The 16,523-nt window shown below is 57.5% G+C and carries 9 protein-coding genes; 4 read left to right on the forward strand and 5 right to left on the reverse strand.

Annotated features, from left to right (window positions below; genetic code table 11):
• Positions 1-49: 49 nt before the first annotated feature.
• Both HMPREF3039_RS09320 and HMPREF3039_RS09325 read right to left on the reverse strand, forming a co-directional pair.
• Positions 50-1,432 (reverse strand): CCA tRNA nucleotidyltransferase, encoded by a 1,383-nt coding sequence (locus HMPREF3039_RS09320; RefSeq protein WP_067570052.1) that lies wholly within the window; start codon positions 1,430-1,432, stop codon positions 50-52.
• 7 nt (positions 1,433-1,439) lie between these two features.
• Entirely contained in the window at positions 1,440-2,702 is a 1,263-nt protein-coding gene (locus HMPREF3039_RS09325; RefSeq protein ID WP_147549950.1) for a TlpA family protein disulfide reductase, read from the reverse strand.
• Between the two features lie 56 nt (positions 2,703-2,758).
• On the opposite strand from HMPREF3039_RS09325, the gene HMPREF3039_RS13840 reads away from it, so the two are divergent.
• Positions 2,759-3,262, forward strand: coding sequence for a hypothetical protein (locus HMPREF3039_RS13840; RefSeq protein ID WP_147549947.1), 504 nt, complete (start codon positions 2,759-2,761; stop codon positions 3,260-3,262).
• 362 nt (positions 3,263-3,624) lie between these two features.
• On the opposite strand, the gene HMPREF3039_RS09335 is transcribed toward HMPREF3039_RS13840, so the two are convergent.
• The 3 genes from HMPREF3039_RS09335 to HMPREF3039_RS09345 all read right to left on the reverse strand — a co-directional run bounded on the left by HMPREF3039_RS09335 (position 3,625) and on the right by HMPREF3039_RS09345 (position 9,565).
• Positions 3,625-5,865 (reverse strand): inorganic phosphate transporter, encoded by a 2,241-nt coding sequence (locus HMPREF3039_RS09335; RefSeq protein ID WP_067570086.1) that lies wholly within the window; start codon positions 5,863-5,865, stop codon positions 3,625-3,627.
• 118 nt (positions 5,866-5,983) lie between these two features.
• Positions 5,984-8,569: an ATP-dependent helicase HrpB gene (gene hrpB / locus HMPREF3039_RS09340; protein ID WP_067570058.1), complete on the reverse strand. Its 2,586-nt coding sequence runs from the start codon at positions 8,567-8,569 to the stop codon at positions 5,984-5,986.
• A gap of 36 nt (positions 8,570-8,605) precedes the next feature.
• A complete protein-coding gene (locus tag HMPREF3039_RS09345) occupies positions 8,606-9,565 on the reverse strand; it encodes a phosphatidate cytidylyltransferase (protein WP_067570060.1) in 960 nt (319 codons plus the stop codon).
• A 311-nt stretch (positions 9,566-9,876) separates the two neighbouring features.
• Here HMPREF3039_RS09345 and HMPREF3039_RS09350 point away from each other — a divergent pair, with 311 nt between their 5' ends.
• The 3 genes from HMPREF3039_RS09350 to HMPREF3039_RS09360 all read left to right on the forward strand — a co-directional run.
• Positions 9,877-12,096, forward strand: coding sequence for a carboxy terminal-processing peptidase (locus HMPREF3039_RS09350; protein ID WP_067570062.1), 2,220 nt, complete (start codon positions 9,877-9,879; stop codon positions 12,094-12,096).
• Between the two features lie 179 nt (positions 12,097-12,275).
• On the forward strand, positions 12,276-13,964 hold the full coding sequence (gene rpiB, locus HMPREF3039_RS09355; RefSeq protein WP_289024507.1) for a ribose 5-phosphate isomerase B: 1,689 nt from the start codon (positions 12,276-12,278) through the stop codon (positions 13,962-13,964).
• Between the two features lie 1,160 nt (positions 13,965-15,124).
• Positions 15,125-16,523 (forward strand): hypothetical protein (locus HMPREF3039_RS09360; RefSeq protein ID WP_147549944.1); only part of this gene is annotated, 1,399 nt, incomplete at its 3' end.

The raw sequence follows: 16,523 nt of genomic DNA on the forward strand, positions 1-16,523 counted from the left end.
AAGAAGAGGACAGGCGATGCCCTCTTCCTTCCGCAGGAAGGGAGTCCGTTTATAATGCTAGTTTTTCCAGGTACTCTGCAAGTGTATTCTGATCCACCGGGGCAATTTGGCCCAGCCGCAGCAAGGCCTCCCTCCTGTTCCGCAGCGTGCCTTCCAGTTGAAGTTCCTGGATATGGGAAAGCCATTTTTTGAAATCCGGTCCCGGAGAAAATCCCAGAGCCATCAGGTCGCGCCCGGTCACCAGGGGAGGCGGCACCAGGGGTTCCTGCCGGTAGGATTCCCTGGCGTCCCGGACGAATTGCCAATTATCCATCAATCCATTGGAGGAAAGGCAATCCAGCCGGTGCAGCTCCAGTTCGTCCCGGAAGAAGGGGGAATTCATGAACATTCTCAGGGTGGATTTCTTCATCTGCCGGACATGCATGAAGCGCATGTGGCGCTCCACCATGTCCGCCACGGCATCCACCACGGCATTGGAGTATTTCAGCCTCCGCAAAATGACACGGGCCAGCGCAGCGCCTTCCTTGTCATGACCGGAAAAGCGGATTCTTCCCGTTTCATCCACCTCCCGGCAGGCGGGTTTGCCGATGTCATGCAGCAGCACGGCCAGGGCCAGTTCCAGGGAAACGGGGCCTCCGTCCGTCCCCAGCGCTTCCAGCATCATCAGGGTATGCGTGTACACATCCCCTTCCGGGTGCCACTGGGGGGGCTGCCCACAATCCACCATTGCATACACTTCCGGGATGATGTGTTTCATGAGGCCTGTTTCCACCAGCATTTCCACCCCTGCCCTCCTGCGCGGAGCCAGCAGTATCCTGTCCAGCTCCTCCCGGATGCGCTCCGGGGCTATCCGGGCCAGCAGGCCGGAGTTCCTGCAAACGGACGCGTACGTTTCCGCTTCCATGGCCACTTCCCGGGTGACGGCAAAGCGGACCGCCCGCATCAGGCGCAGGGAATCTTCCTCAAAGCGGCAGTCCGGATTCCCGATCGCCCGCAGAATTCCCGCCTCAATGTCCGCCACGCCATCCACATAATCCACGATGCCGCCGGGAGGGTCGGAAAAAGGTTCTTCAAACAGGCCGTTCATCGTGAAGTCACGGCGCCGGGCGTCTTCACGCGCATCCGTAAAATAGACAGTATCCGGGCGGCGGCCGTCGCTGTAATTTCCGTCCCTTCTGAACGTGGCCACCTCAAAGCAGAAGCCCTTGTGAAGAACCAGCACTACGCCGAAGGCGGCACCCACCTCCCATGAACCGGGAAAAAGGCGCAAGACTTCGTCAGGCCGGGCGGAAGTGGCAATGTCTATATCCTTCACGGGATATCCCATCAGCCGGTCCCGGACGCATCCCCCGGCAAAATACACCAGGTGTCCGGCCCGGGCCAATGACCGCGCCACGGCTTCCGCCGCCGCTCTCATCGGGGTTCTTTCCATGAAACGGCTATTCCGGAATGGGACGCAGAGGGGGAGCGGATACGGGAGGCGCCGCCGGAGCCGCCGGACGGACGGGCTGCCGTGAAGCCGGGAGCGGACGGGACGCGGGAACACGCGTATCCGGTGAATTGATTCTTTCCGGGATCACGACGGCAGGTGCGGCCGGAGGAGCCTGGGGGGCTTTTTCATCCGCCTTCTCTCCGAATTTGTTCATGGCGGCATAAAGATTGGCGTCAAACAGCATATCCGGGGTGCCCCGCATCAGAATCTTCCCCTTGGGGTCCAGCAGATATACCCGGGGAGTATGAGCCACACGGTAATCCTTGAATGCAACCGCCTGGGCGTCCACCAGGGAGGGAATGTCCAAATTCAAATTCAGCAAGGCCTTTTTCACACCTTCTTCGGAAACCGGAGCTATGGGCATCACCGTCATCCCCGGAAATTCCTTGCGCAGGGAGGCCGCCTTTTCCAAAAACTTGACGGACATGGCATCCCGGGGGTCCCAGAAAACCAGCAGAACGGGCTTGTCTCCGGAGGGAATTTCCACCCAGGTTCCGGTAGCGGAGGAAGGCAATTTGATTTTAGGCCCCGTCTGGCCGATGTTGAGATTGAGGATTTCATACAGTTCCTCCTTGACCAGGTCCTGGACGGGAACGGGGCCGAATTTGGCATCGTAACACTTGATGATGGCGTCCTTCAGAAGCCTGCCCCTGGCGGCGACAAGGCGGGAGTCATCCTGCTGCATCCCGGAACTTTCCTTCATGACCATCGCCAGCCCCAGGGAAGCCAGCCCCTGATCTTCCGGGAACTGGTTCAGATCCTTGATCTTTTCCAGGATGGTGCGGCAGCGCAAATCGCGCGAATTGCTCAGCGCGTGGGCCGCCTGTCCCGCTCCCTTTTCCATCACCATATTGTTTTCCAGGGCATTCAGGCAGTTCAAGACGATTTTCCTGGCAGCATCTCCGTTGGGAAATGCTTTCTCAAGGGCCTGCGGATGGTCCAGGAACCAGACAATGGCCGGAAGGGCATAAGGCTTGGAGAGATCGCGGCCCACCTGCCTCCACAAGTCCCTGGCTGCGGACACGGCGTCCGGCTGGCTTTTCAGCAGTTCCGCCCTTTTCGCGTCCGTCTCAGCTATCTTGAACGCGGATTCCCAGTCCGCCTGCCTGCTGTTCCAGACGGACAGGACATTCTTCATGCCTATCTCGTCCGCAGAAGCCCATCCGAGCAAACCGCATGTACCGGCGATCACGCAAAGCACTCTCTTCATACCGCGCCACTATGCCCTGACAGATACTCCGCGTCAATCAAACGTAACGACAATTCATGATGAAACCGTTCAGGCAAAAACGCACCTGCCATTTCCTCCAATCCGTAACATCTCCGGCACATCCCCATGCCCTGTTCCGTTTCCAGGGACAGTATCCACCGCATTCCCTCCCGGATTATATTCCTGCCGTTCCCCCTTTTTCCTTACAGGAGCCATCAACGGGCGGCAACTCATGCATTCCTGTGAAATGCTCCGCCGGAAATATGTTTTTCCACCTGAACAGCAGAAAAGAAGCATCTTTTTCCCTCACAGGAAAAGATTTTTGTCACACCACGGCAGTCTTTGACAACCTCCGGACGATCGCAAATATTGATTTATTCCGGAAGGAACAGCGGCAGCCTATTTATCATAGGCAGCAAATGTCCCCGTGCAGATTTTTTCCACAACGTCATGGCCAGGCTGAATACCTGACGGCTATGTTGACCCAACTTCATGAGAATCCTGCCTTAAAAACGAACAAACCCCGGCGAATCACTTCGCCGGGGCTGCTGTTCAACTAACTACCTATGAAGACGGAGAGATCCTTGGTGGATGAAGTGCTCTCTCTTTCACTGCATCCGGATCGTAACCGTTATGGGTGAGACAGCCGGGAAGCGAATATGTTCAAACATTTCTCTTTTTTGTATGACACAAGCTTGAAACAATAACTCTGAACGGAAAAACGGCTGCGGAAAAAAATCCGCAGCCGTTTTTCCTAATTCATTGTGAAATCAATGCTGTTCAAAAAAGAAAAGGGGGTCCGTTCTCTCCGTTGCCGAATGATTCTTTTCTTTCAAAATAACTGGGAAAAAAATGATTCAACACTATCCCGCCTTTCCTGAAAAAACAAGGGAGGGCCGTTCCCCTTCCTCAAATATCCCGCTTACGCCGCCACGAAATTCCTTTCATCATTCGTCAGCGCGCGCACCTGGACCGCCATGAATCTCATTTCATTGAGCATGTTCAGATACAGCAGGGAGGAACGCGTGCGCGTCTGGTTGCGCTGGGTTCTCTTGATCTGACGCTTGGTGGCCTTGGCCACAAGCTGGAGCAGTTGCTCCTGCGCCACCATCGTGTAGTCGAACTGGGTGTAAGTTCCCGTCTGGAGCATTTTGCAGTATTCGTCCAGCAGTTTCATCAGGGCCGTGTGGACTTCCCTCAAGTCGCCCACCTGGTCAATGGTGAAGGGCGTATGGTTGTTGTCCACATAGGTAAAGATGGATTCGGAGAACTGGGCCAGGCTCTGCGTGGCTTCATTCAAATGTTCCAGCGCCTGGACAAAGTGATAGCCCATGTCCAGGGAACGGGACTGCATCTTGTAAAGGATGGGAAGAATGTCGTACTTGTGGTGCTCGCTGCTGGTGAGGGCCAGGCGTTCCGCTGCTTCCGACAGTTCCTTGAGCGCCTTGCGGTCTCCCTGGAAGAAGTTTTCCACGGTGTCGTTGTATATTTCCCGGAGCTTGAGCGTGCTGTCCACGATCTGGTGGCTGCACACGTCCAGAATGTTTTCTTCCGTGATCTGGTCGAACCGTTCGGTGGAAAGCTTGTTTTCCCGCTTGCGGTGCATGACGGTGGATTTCACCAGAATGACGGCCACCAGCGCCAGCAGGCCGAAGATGGCATATACCTGGCCGTAATGCAGCACCGTAGCCATGATGGCGGCCAGCGTGAAGGCAGCCAGGCCCGTCATGAACCAGCCGGAAATGACCGTAAGCACGCCGGTAACCCGGTAAACGGCGCTTTCCCTTCCCCATGCCTTGTCCGCCAGGGAGGAACCCATGGCTACCATGAACGTCACATACGTGGTGGAGAGCGGAAGCTGCTTGCCGGTGGCCCAGGCGATCAGCAGGGAAGCTACGGTCAGGTTCACGGTGGCGCGGATCAGGTCAAACGCGACGCGGTCCTTGGGATTCAGGGGCTGGGGAGCGGGGTCCCACTGGTGGTTCATGCGCACCAGCATGCGGGCGGGAATAAGTTTTTTCACACCACGCCCCAGGGCAATGGCGCTGCGCACGATGGCGCGGGCCGGAGGCACGGAACCGAAGCGCTCAATGCCGCCCTCCCCCTGCCGGGAGAGTTCCACGCCGGTGGCGATGACCGTCTTGGCCTTTTTGGAGAACCATAGCGCAAAGATCATCATGCAGCCCGCCGCAAAGAGAATGTAATGGTTCACGGGACCGCCCTTGCCGGGCATCAGGCATTCCATGGCTGTGATGGAGGCCGTGCTTCCGCCGTCCGCCACCACGCCCCGGGCGTACTGGAAGGAGTCCAGGCCGCCCATGAAAACGCCGATGAAGTTGACCAAGTCATTGCCCGCAAACGCCAGGGCCAGGGAAAAGGTTCCCGCCAGGACGGTCAGGCGCAGGATATTGGTCATGAACAGGTGCTGAAGCAGGAACATGAGCAGGGAGAAGCCCGCGAAGGCGACCAGGACCGCCAGCCCCAGATTCTGGTCAATGTAGGCAATCATGCCGCGGTCAAGCAGGGTGGATTCCTTCAATCCCTTGAATACCGCAAAGTAGGCGATGGCCGTCATGGCAATGCCGCACCAGAAGCAGCCGAACCATTTGAAGCGGGACTGGTATTTGAACGTGAACGCCAGGCGGGAAATCCACATGACGATGGTACCCACCGTGAAGGCGATGGCTACGGAGAGAAGAATGCCGGTGACGATTTCAAACGCCTTGTCCGTGTTGATGAAGTCCCACACCGTTTCCGTCATATGGAGCTTGGAAATTTTGAAAAGGGCCGTGGCCACGGCAGCGCCGAGAATGCCGAATACCAGGGAAACCGTGGTGGAGGTGGGCAGGCCGAATGTATTGAAGGTGTCCAGAAGAATCACCTCGCTGATCATCACCCCCAGGAACAACAGCATCACTTCATGGTAGCTGAACATGTTGGGATGGAAGATGCCGTTGCGGGCCACTTCCATCATGCCCCCGGAAAAACACGCGCCCACCAGGACGCCGATGGAGGCCACGGCAAGAATCGCCCGGACGGGGGCGGCCTTGGAACCGATGGCGGAGTTGAGGAAGTTGACGGCGTCATTCGCGACGCCATTGATCAAGTCAAACGCCGCCAGAAGCAGCAGGGCTACGATAATAATCCAGTAAATTGAGTCCATAACTGTCTCTTGTGTATGGTGGGCGGAGGGCATCCGCGAGCTGCACCACCGCCTCTTTACACGGAAAAGGGAGATTTTGCCACTGTTTTGTTACAGAAAATTCACCCTTCCCGGACCGTCAGCGGGAGGGACGCAAAAAGTCCAGTTCGGAAGGGTCCGGCCACTGGTGCCGGGGGTAGCGCCCGGCCAGGTCTTTTTTCATCTGGCCGTACCCGTTGCGCCAGAAACTTTCCAGGGAGCCGGTCACCTGCCACGGTCTCTGGCTGGGGGCCAGCACTTCCACTTTCACGGTCACGGCGCCGCGCGCAATGCGGGGGGATTCCGCCACGCCGAACAATCTCTGCACCGTCAGGCCGATCACCGGCGTGGAATCCTCCTCATACCGGACTTTGGCATGCTGCCCGTTGGGGAGCGTGAGGCTTACCGGGGCGTAGTCGTCCAGCGCCTTCGCCTGCCAGCCGGAAAGCCAGTCCCGGAGCACGGGCATGATCTCCCGCTCCTTGATGTCCTTGTATCCCACGGCGCCTTCACAGACCATGGCGATGGCCACCAGCTTGTCTTCTTCCCCGAACAGGGGCAGTTCCAGCTCCGGCATCCAGCGGCTCAGGCCGTTCAGACGGCGTATCCACTGCTCCACGGCGTGGTCCCACTTTACCAGCTTCAAGGTGCCGTCCACCACTTTTTCCGCCAGAATGGGAGCGGCCAGTTCCGCCGGGGCATCCCCGCGGTCGCGGTCTTCCAGCACCAGGTCTTCATACATCAGGCGCTGGTGCAAGCGCACGCGGCGCAGGCCGGAGTCAAAAACGGACGCCTCCCCGCCGGAAAAACGTTCCGGCCATACGGCGCGCAATTCTTCCGGGGTGATGAGCGTGCAGCGGCCTATGCGGGTTTCCACCGCCTTTCCGGACAGTTCCGCCATTTCCGCGGCCACAAAGTGCAGGCCGCGCAGGGCCACACTGCCTTCGGACAGCCTGCCGCCCACGCCGCCCGCCATACGGCACGTGTTGGCCGCCACTCCGTTCCGGACGCCCACATGGTCCGCAAATCCTTCCATTAATGCCCGGACGACGGAAGAACGCGCCGCCAGGAAATCCGGCTCCAGCACTTCCCGTGAATGCCCGCGGCTGCCGATGGACAGCAACTGCCGGTAAGCCATCCACACTTCCCGCGCACCGCGGGCGGAAATGCCCAGGCGGCCGCACACTCCCGCATCAAAATGGGAATCCAGGGCCTTCCCCACGGCGCGCCATTCCGCCTGAAAGTCCGTATAGTCGCCGGAATCCCGCAGGTCATCGTTCAGGCCGCCCTTCGCTTCCACGCCTTCCCCCTGCATCAGCGCCGCAATGGCGGCCAGTTCCACTACACACCGTTCATCCTGCCCGGCCACAATCAGGCGGGCCAGCCGAGGCGGCAGCGGAAATGCCGTCATCCTCCTGCCCGTCTCCGTCAGGCGTCCCTCCCCGTCCACGGCTCCCAGGGAGGCAAGGAGATGGCGCGCCCGCTGAAGAACCAGAGGGTCCGGCCTGTCCAGCCAGCGGAATTCCTCCGGGTCCGCCACGCCCCAGGAACACAGGTTCAAAACGGCTCCGGACAAGTCCACCCGGAAACACTCCGGAGGGTCGAATTCCACCTTCTTCGCTTGTTCGGCCTCACTCCACAGCCGGAAGCAGCGGCCTTCCGCCACGCGGCCCGCACGGCCCGCACGCTGGGCGGCGGACGCCTTTGAAATCCTGACCAGGTGCAGGGTGTCCATGCCCCGGTACGGGTCCCATCCGGACTGGCGCACCCATCCGGTGTCAATGACGGTTCTCACTCCCTCGATCGTCAGGGAGGTTTCCGCCACATTCGTAGAGACGATGACGCGCGGCCGCCCTCCCTTTTCCACCGCGCGGTTCTGCTGTTCCGGACTCAATGCCCCGTACAAGGGGAAAATGTCCCAGCCCCCCAGCCACGGTTTTCCCTCCAGCAGTTCCACCGTGCGCCGGATTTCGTAAACGCCCGGCATGAACAGGAGAATGTCTCCGCAAGCGGCATCCTTCACCGCCTCACGGACAGCTTCCGCGGCCTGGTCCCAGACGGGCGGAGGCGTCACCCGTCCACGTTCGTCGCTGACCGGCCGGGAAGGACGGTACGTGATTTCCACCGGGTACTGCCGTCCGCAGGCTTCCAGCTCCCGGCAGGATTCCCCCATGTATTCCCTCAGGCCGGACATTTCCAGCGTGGCGGACATCACCACCACGGCCAGGTCCGGCCGCGGGCCTTCCTGAAGGTCCAGCACACGCCCCAGGGACAAGTCCCCGGAAAGGCTCCGTTCATGGAATTCGTCGAAGACCACTGCGCTCACCCCTTCCAGGCAGGGGCGGTCGGTCAGCCAGCGTTCCAGCACGCCGTCCGTCACGTACGCAATACGGGTACGGGAGGATATGTGCCGCTCAAAGCGAACCATGTACCCTACTTCCCGCCCCAGTTCCGAGCCGCGCAGCCTGGCTACGTGCCGGGCCAGCAGGCGGGCCGCCATCCGGCGCGGCTGAACGACGACGATGAGGCCGTTTTCCCCCAGCCCCGCGTCATCCATCATCGGAGGGATTCCGGTGGATTTCCCGGAACCCGTGGGCGCTTTCAGCAGAATGCGGGGGGACGCCCCCTTCAGAGCCTCCAGAAATTCCCCGCGGATTTCCTCAATGGGAAGGGACGTACCAGACATGCGGCTTTACAATTTTTTCTTGTCCGGCTCTTCCGTTCAATACACTACCGTCATCATCAGAAGACACAGGAACGGGACGGTGAAGGACGGACTGTCAATGAGATCGAAGAGGCCGCCTATGCCCGGCAGCAGGGAGCCCGAATCTTTCACGGACAGGCTGCGCTTGACCAGGGAACCCGCCAAATCCCCATAAACGGCCAGAATAAAAATGAGGGTGATACCCAGCACCAGCATCAGGACGGATGCCGGAGAAAGCGACGCCGTGCCGAACATCGGGAACACCAGGCCTATCCCCGCGGCATTCGTCAGCAGCCAGGAGCCGATGATACCCTCCCACGTTTTTTTGGGACTGATATGGGGAATTAATTTTTTAGTGAAGAATTTTCCCCCCAGCAGCAGTCCGCTGACGTAGGCGAAAATATCGGTCATCTTCGTCACCAGGATCACCCACAACACCATCATCACAATGCGCGGAGACTCGGCCCCCACCTCCAGGTAGCCCAGATGGATGGCGGGAATGGCGAAGGCGAACAGCCAGCCGGGATAAATGAAAGACAACAGCGTGGTAGCGACGGAGCGGAGCGCGCGGCTCCCGACGACGGGACGGTTCATCTCCCGGATGAAGGCCACCACGACCAGGATCACCGGAGCCGCCACAACCAGCAGCAGGGGGTCCGGCATCATCCGGAATTCATCCCGCATCGTGAGGCGGAATTTGTTGAAAAAACACGCCACGGACAACAGCACCGGATAAGCCGCCCCGAACAGGAAACTCAAACGGGCCTGCCCCGCTTTGCCGGACCGGATGAGCATGTGGCGCCATTCCCACGCGGTCAGAATGCAGAAGATGCAGACCAGCCCATAATAGCCGGCTTCACGGTTCCAGACCAGGGCGCCGGCCAGCAGGCCCAGAAGGACAAGAGTGCTGAACAAACGCTGGAACAGCACGCGCATCTTGCTTCCGGCAGGGGCATTTTCCCGGGGTGGTGTGGTCATACTCGCGCAAAGTGTACAGAAAACGTCCCTGACCTCAATACTGAATTGGCTCAGCGCAACGGCTTCCTCCGGAAAGCCGCCCTACGGAAGGGGTGCCGGAACAGGAAGACATGGCCTTTTCCCCCGTTATTTTTTTTCATACATGCGAAAGAGTCCCATTTTCCCCATTTTAAAAGGCTTCCGGGAACGCCGGCAAAAATAGCGTCATGTGGACGTTTTATGAGATAGACATTCACACGCAAATCAGTAACACTTACAACCCAGCAATACATCCCTCCGGGAATGGAGGGATTACGCACCATTTTTCCCCCATGAACACGCACTCATTCCGTTGGATCAGACTTACAGCGTTTTCGGCCCTTGCCGCGGCAGCCATCACTTCCTGCGCCTCAGCGGCCACCGATTTCAACCAGGTAGGCAAGCAAATGTCCCTGCTGCTTCAGAACTTCCACTTTTCCCGCAAGGAATTCAGCGACGACCTTTCCAACAAGTTTCTGGAAACCTATCTGCGCAAGGTGGACCCCAGCAAGATTTTCTTCACCCAGCAGGATGTGGACGCCCTGAAGAAGAAGTACGGCAAGGAATTGGACGATTACCTGATGTCCGGCCAGATGATGGACGCGGCCAAGGCCATGCACGCCTTGTACCGCCAGCGCGCCATGCAGCGCATTGCCTATGCGCGCGATCTGCTGAAACAGGGCGGCTTTACGTTCACGCAGGACAAGACCATTGAACGCTCCCGCCGCAAGATCGACTCCTGGCCCAAGGATGAAGCGGAAATGCAGCAGGTCTGGAAAGACATGGTGGAGGAACAGCTCCTGTCCGAGACCCTGCGCCGCGAGACCGTGGCGCGCCTGGCCAAGGAGCAGAACAAGCCCGATCCGCTGGCCAATGAAAAGCCTGTGGAAGAAAAGCTCCTCATGCGCTATGAGCGCATTCAGCGCAATATCCAGGAAACGGACCTGGAAGACGTGGCGGAAACCCTGCTGAGCGCGGTGGCCCTGACTTATGATCCCCACACGGACTACATGGGCGCCCGCCAGGTGGACCGTTTCAAGATTTCCATGAGCCCGGAACTCACCGGCATCGGCGCCCTGCTGGGCGGCGAGGACGACGGTTCCACGAAGATCAACGGAATCGTCGTGGGAGGCCCGGCGGACAAATCCGGAGAACTCAAGCTCAACGACCGCATCGTGGCCATTGACTCCAACAACAGCGGGGAGATGGTAGACATCCTGTTCATGAAGCTGGACAAGGTGGTGGACATGATCCGCGGCTCGGAAAACTCCCAGATCCGCCTGAAGGTGGAACCGGCGGACGCTCCCGGACAGGCCAAAATCATCACGCTGACCCGCTCCAAGGTACCGTTGAAGGACGAACTGGCCAAAGCGGAAATCATTGAATTGAACGGAGCTCCGGACGGCCAGAACCGCATCGGCGTGCTGAGCCTTCCTTCCTTCTATGCGGACATGGACGGCGGCGACCGCCGCTGCGCCGCGGACGTCAAGAAGCTCCTGGAACGGATGAACAGGGAAAAAGTGGACGGCCTCGTGATCGACCTCCGCAACAACGGCGGCGGCTCTCTGGAAGAGGTGCGCCTGATGACCGGATTTTTCACCGGGCGCGGCCCCGTGGTGCAGATCAAGGACACCCGCGGCAACGTGGACGTGAAAACCGCCAACAACCGTGAAAAACTCTTCAAGGGCCCCATTGTGGTGCTGATCAACAAGCTCAGCGCCTCCGCGTCGGAAATTCTCGCCGCCGCCCTTCAGGACTACGGCCGCGCCGTCATCGTGGGGGACACTTCCACCTTCGGCAAAGGAACCGTGCAGCAGCCTGTGGACATCGGGCAGTACCTGCCCTACTTCTCCGCCAGGGACCGGGCCGGCCTGCTGAAAGTCACCACGCAGAAGTTCTACCGGGTGCCGGGCGGCTCCACGCAGTTGAAGGGCGTGGAAAGCGACATCCAGCTTCCCACCGCCACGGCGGCCTTTGAATTGGGAGAGGAAATTCTGGACTACGCCATGCCCTACGACCAGATTCCCCCCTGCCACAATTACAAGAAGGACTCCGCCATCGCCGGCATGCTCCCCGCCCTGAAAGCGGCCAGCGCCGAACGCGTGGAAAAGGACCGCGACCTCCAGATTGCCAAGGAAGACATCGCCATGATGAAGCAGCGCATCAAGGACAACAAGCTCTCCCTGAACAAAAAGGTGCGCGAGCAGGAAAACGCCTCTCTGGAAGAGCGCCGCAAATCCATCAACCAGGAGCGGAAAACCCGCTTTGCGCAGATGGCCAAGGACGACGCCGCGAAGTACAAAATCTACCGCCTGACGCTGGACGACATCAACGCGCCCGAACTGCCCCTGGCCAATCCTGAAAAGGACAATGAACAGTTCATGCACGTGGCGGAAGACCCCACGGCGGAACTGGACGACTCCCCGGAATACCCCTCCGGCCTGGATCCCGAACTCCGGGAAGGTATCAACATCGTCCAGGATATGCTGAAACAGCAAACACCCGCCAAATAAGGGAGAGACTCCCCGCTCTTTAAAAAGCGCCCCGGTTTCCGCCAGAAGCCGGGGCGCTTTTCATTATTCAAACGGCGCTTTCGGAAGCTTTAAAATGGAATGATTCAATTCTTCATCCCGGACTTGCCAGCCGGAAAGAAATGAGGCAGAATATTTCCCCGCCAGCAATATGCACCATCATGAATACGACATTTAAAATTGCCATCGGCTCCGACCACGCGGGAGTCGACCTCAAGGAAACCATAGTAGAGCTCCTCAAGGCATGGGGTCATGAAGTGACCGACATGGGTACGGAAACCAAGAATTCCTGCGATTATTCCGACTACGCCAATGCGGTCGCAAGCAGCATTGCTGACGGCACCAATGAACGCGGCATCCTGATCTGCCGCTCCGGCATCGGCATGAGCATTGCCGCCAACCGCTGGGTAGGCGTGCGCGCCGCCCTCTGCCGCACGGCTCCCGCCGCGGCTCTTTCCCGCCAGCACAACAATTCCAACCTGCTCTGCCTGGCTTCCGCCTACGTGGACAATGAAAGTGTGGAAGACGTGCTGGACGCCTGGCTGCACGCCGACTTTGAAGGAGGCCGCCACGAACGCCGCGTCGTCAAGTCCTCCGGCAGCCCCCTGCAATGGAGCGATCCGGAACTGGCCGCCTTCATTGAAGAAGAGGGGCGCCGCCAGAGCAACAACATTGAACTGATCGCCTCGGAAAACTTTGCCTCCCCCTCCGTGCGGGAAGCCCAGGGCTCCCTGCTGACCAACAAATACGCGGAAGGCTATCCCGGCAAGCGCTGGTACGGCGGCTGCGAAGTGGTGGACAAGGTGGAACAGCTCGCCATTGACCGCGTGCTGAAGCTCTTCGGCGGAGAGCATGCCAACGTGCAGCCCCATTCCGGCTCCCAGGCAAACATGGCCGTTTACTTTTCCGTCCTGAAGCCTGGGGACACCATCCTGACCATGGATCTTTCCCACGGCGGCCACCTTACTCACGGCCACCGCGCCAACTTCTCCGGCAAGCTGTACAACGTCGTGCATTACGGGGTTTCCCAGGAATCAGAGGCCATTGACTATGACGCCTTGGAAAAACTGGCCATGGAAGTGAAGCCCAACATGATCACGGCCGGCGCCAGCGCCTATTCCCGCACGATCGACTTTGAACGCATGGCGAAAATCGCCAGGGCTTGCGGAGCCTACCTTTTTGTTGACATGGCCCACATCGCCGGTCTCGTGGCTGGGGGACAGCATCCCAACCCGGTTCCCCATGCGGACTTTGTGGCCTCCACCACGCACAAGTCCCTGCGCGGCCCCCGCGGCGGCTTCATCATCTGCAAGGAGGAGTATGCCAAAAAGATTGACGCCGCCGTGTTCCCCGGCATGCAGGGCGGCCCGCTCATGCACGTCATTGCCGCCAAGGCCGCCTGCTTTGGCGAAGCCCTGAAACCGGAATTCAAGGACTATGCCGCCCAGGTCGTGAAAAACGCCCAGGCCATGTCCAAAAAAATGACGGAGCTGGGCTTCCGTGTCGTTTCCAACGGTACGGACAACCACGTATTCATGGTGGACCTCCGCAACAAGGGCATCAATGGCGCGGAAGCCCAGGAAGCCCTGGACCGCGTAGGAATTACGGTGAATAAAAACGCCATTCCGTTTGACACCGGCTCTCCCATGAAGCCCTCCGGCATCCGCATCGGCACCCCCGCCGTTACCACGCGCGGCATGAAGGAGCAGGACGTGGAACAGGTGGCGGAATTCATCGCCCGCGCCCTGGCCCTGCACGTGGGCGAACAGGTTTGCCCGAATCCGGAAGGCTTTAGCCAGCTCAAGAAGGAAGTCTCCGCCTTCAACAGAAACTTCCGTCTGCCTCATTAAATAAAACAGGCTTTTTTCAAGGGGCTGCCTCCCGCCAGGGGGCAGCCCCTTTTCTTTTCAAATCCAGCGAAACCCGGCCGATGACCAGACAGGAACGGCGTCTTCCGTCCACGTCAGAGACCACAGCCACGGTTCCGTCAACACAACGGGGATGGGGATAGAAGCGGAACCTTCTCTGACTTCCGCATCCGGAAGAATTGTGAATAACTCTTTCCGGAACGGGCGGCAGTTCCGCAGATAACAACACTTTCACACTCTCCTTCACGGAGGAAATTCATTCGCCTGCTTCTGGTTTAATATGTACCGGATATTCCGTTATGGAAAAAACGGCAAGTCGGGAAAGACGAACCATCTCCATGTTCCCCAGAGAACTCCCTGACCTGTCCATCATCACCGCATCGGGAAGGGCTGGCGCATCCTTCCCCGCTGCTGAACTTATGAAATAACTTCATTCACGTTCCTTCCTTGAAGGACTCAGAAACTTATGGAAGGGGTTCATTTGACTTGTCACGCGATAGCCACGGACGCCTCTTTTGAACAGTCAATATTCTCCGGACCGCACCCCCTTGCAAACCGTGCTGACAAAATATGGATCACGGAGATTTCCCGGCCCCACCCGGCAGAACTGTGAAAGCCCTCCGGACAAATGCCGTACAAGGAGCCAAACTTGCAAATGCCCCGGTGACATTAGAGAAGAGATAGTTGGATCGCTCTTCATCCAGTTCTGTTCTTCCGGTAACAGCTTATTCTCCTGAACTAACACAGAAAATAGATGAAAACCAGTTTGTTCCTTCTGCAAGGCAGAGTAGAAAAGCAATGACGGAAACTCACAATAAATATTCAGTTTTCTTATTATTTACTGTGATTTTCTTCCTTCAATCATACGGTACTTTACATTATTTTGTAGAAAGTCGGATTTAAAATCCGGAGAATAGATAAATTAAGACCAGTCCATATCTAACATATTGTCAATAATACTATTGAAAAGTTGTTTCCATCATCCTTTTCCATCCCGCTGTTCTTTTCATCTTCCCCCTTAACTTTTCTAAGACATTTGCCATCAAAAATTGTCATTGACTCCGGATTTTAAATCCGTTAACTTCTAATAAAAATATATTTTTGTAAACATTTATTATTCATTATCAATAAATTACAAAATCATGCGTCCGCATTTACCTCTCCCTCTCCTGTCGGCTCTTCTGGCCTGTTTAGTTTCTCCGTCATGGGCTAACTATACATTAACCGGTAACGGAGAAACAACGATTTCCTTTGCCGACGACCAGTATGTCATTACGCTCCCAACAGGAGATCCGGTGACTCTGACAGAATCCCCCGAAATCATCTATTTGACAGATATTACGGCTACCGGTACCTACGAAGGCGGCTATGAACGCACATTGAATTTGGAGGGGGGAACTTACTCCGGAATTCAGGTGTATAATGTAGCCGGGAATGCGGGGGAAAGTGTCACGATTGAAAATCCGTGTCATTTTACGCTCAACATCGGCGCCGGAACATCCTTTCTGAACAGCGTTCCCAATCAAAATTTCATGCTATGGAGCAGTAATGACCGGATAATCCCCGGGAATTTTACGGTGAATGTGGATCGAAATGCAGGCACGATTAACGGGTTTTCCATCATAGGGGATGGAAATATGCAGAATGCTTTTCAGACAACCGGAACCTATACGGTCAATATTCACGGCGGAAACTGGAATGGCGTTTCAGTCGGTAATCCAGACAGCAGCTGGTGCATAGGACTGGGGCAGGAATCATTTCTGCATACGGGAGATGTGATTTTTACGATTGATGGCGGCACTTTTGCCCAGATGGTGACTGCTGGATCAACGCGCGGAGCTGGAGCTGCATCAACGGGAGCACAAATTGTCGGCAATGTTTCCTTGAATTTGGACGGAGGAACATTTAACGGCATTATTGCCCTGTTGGGAAGGGGCCATCTTCAATTGGGAAATGGGACTGATGCCTATACGGCCAAGCTAACCATTACCGGGGGGGAATATAATGCTAATGTCTATGGTTTGTCTGACGGGTTGACCGGGGCCAATAGCCCGACTATTGCGGCTAATTCGTCTGCTTCCATTGAAATTACAGGCGGCACGTTTGCAGAGAGCCTTTTTGCCCAGGGACTGGCCACCACCATCTCGGGAGCAACGTTCTCCGGTGATGCCACCAAAAAAATCTTTGCAGGCACCAAGGTAAGTTCAACTACCTGGAACTTGACCGATACCAATATGACGCTGGACCTTGGCGACAGCTCCACAGAGGCCATGATTGCCGGGGGCACCTGGGTGGAGACGGCAAACTGCACGGCCAATATCACCGGTTCAACCAATCTGACGATCAAGTCAGGCACGTACACGGGCCAGATTTGGGGCGGCTCCGTCATCAATGGTACCGGAACTTCAACCGTCAACGCCAATATTGGCACTACCAACGTGACGATCGAAGGGGGAATCTTCCAGGGGGCGCAGATTTCCGCGGGTTCCTATGTGGAACGCGGGAATACCAGTTCCGCATTGACGATAGGGGAAGCCAACC

The sequence above is a fragment of the Akkermansia sp. KLE1798 genome (assembly GCF_001580195.1).
GTDB classification, from domain to species: domain Bacteria; phylum Verrucomicrobiota; class Verrucomicrobiia; order Verrucomicrobiales; family Akkermansiaceae; genus Akkermansia; species Akkermansia biwaensis.

Coding starts and splice junctions, on each gene's coding strand:
- HMPREF3039_RS09320 (WP_067570052.1), bottom strand. CDS start 1,432: ATGGAAAGAACCCCGATGAGAGCGGCGGCGGAAGCCGTGGCGCGGTCA.
- HMPREF3039_RS09325 (WP_147549950.1), bottom strand. CDS start 2,702: ATGAAGAGAGTGCTTTGCGTGATCGCCGGTACATGCGGTTTGCTCGGA.
- HMPREF3039_RS13840 (WP_147549947.1), top strand. CDS start 2,759: ATGATGAAACCGTTCAGGCAAAAACGCACCTGCCATTTCCTCCAATCC.
- HMPREF3039_RS09335 (WP_067570086.1), bottom strand. CDS start 5,865: ATGGACTCAATTTACTGGATTATTATCGTAGCCCTGCTGCTTCTGGCG.
- hrpB (WP_067570058.1), bottom strand. CDS start 8,569: ATGTCTGGTACGTCCCTTCCCATTGAGGAAATCCGCGGGGAATTTCTG.
- HMPREF3039_RS09345 (WP_067570060.1), bottom strand. CDS start 9,565: ATGACCACACCACCCCGGGAAAATGCCCCTGCCGGAAGCAAGATGCGC.
- HMPREF3039_RS09350 (WP_067570062.1), top strand. CDS start 9,877: ATGAACACGCACTCATTCCGTTGGATCAGACTTACAGCGTTTTCGGCC.
- rpiB (WP_289024507.1), top strand. CDS start 12,276: ATGAATACGACATTTAAAATTGCCATCGGCTCCGACCACGCGGGAGTC.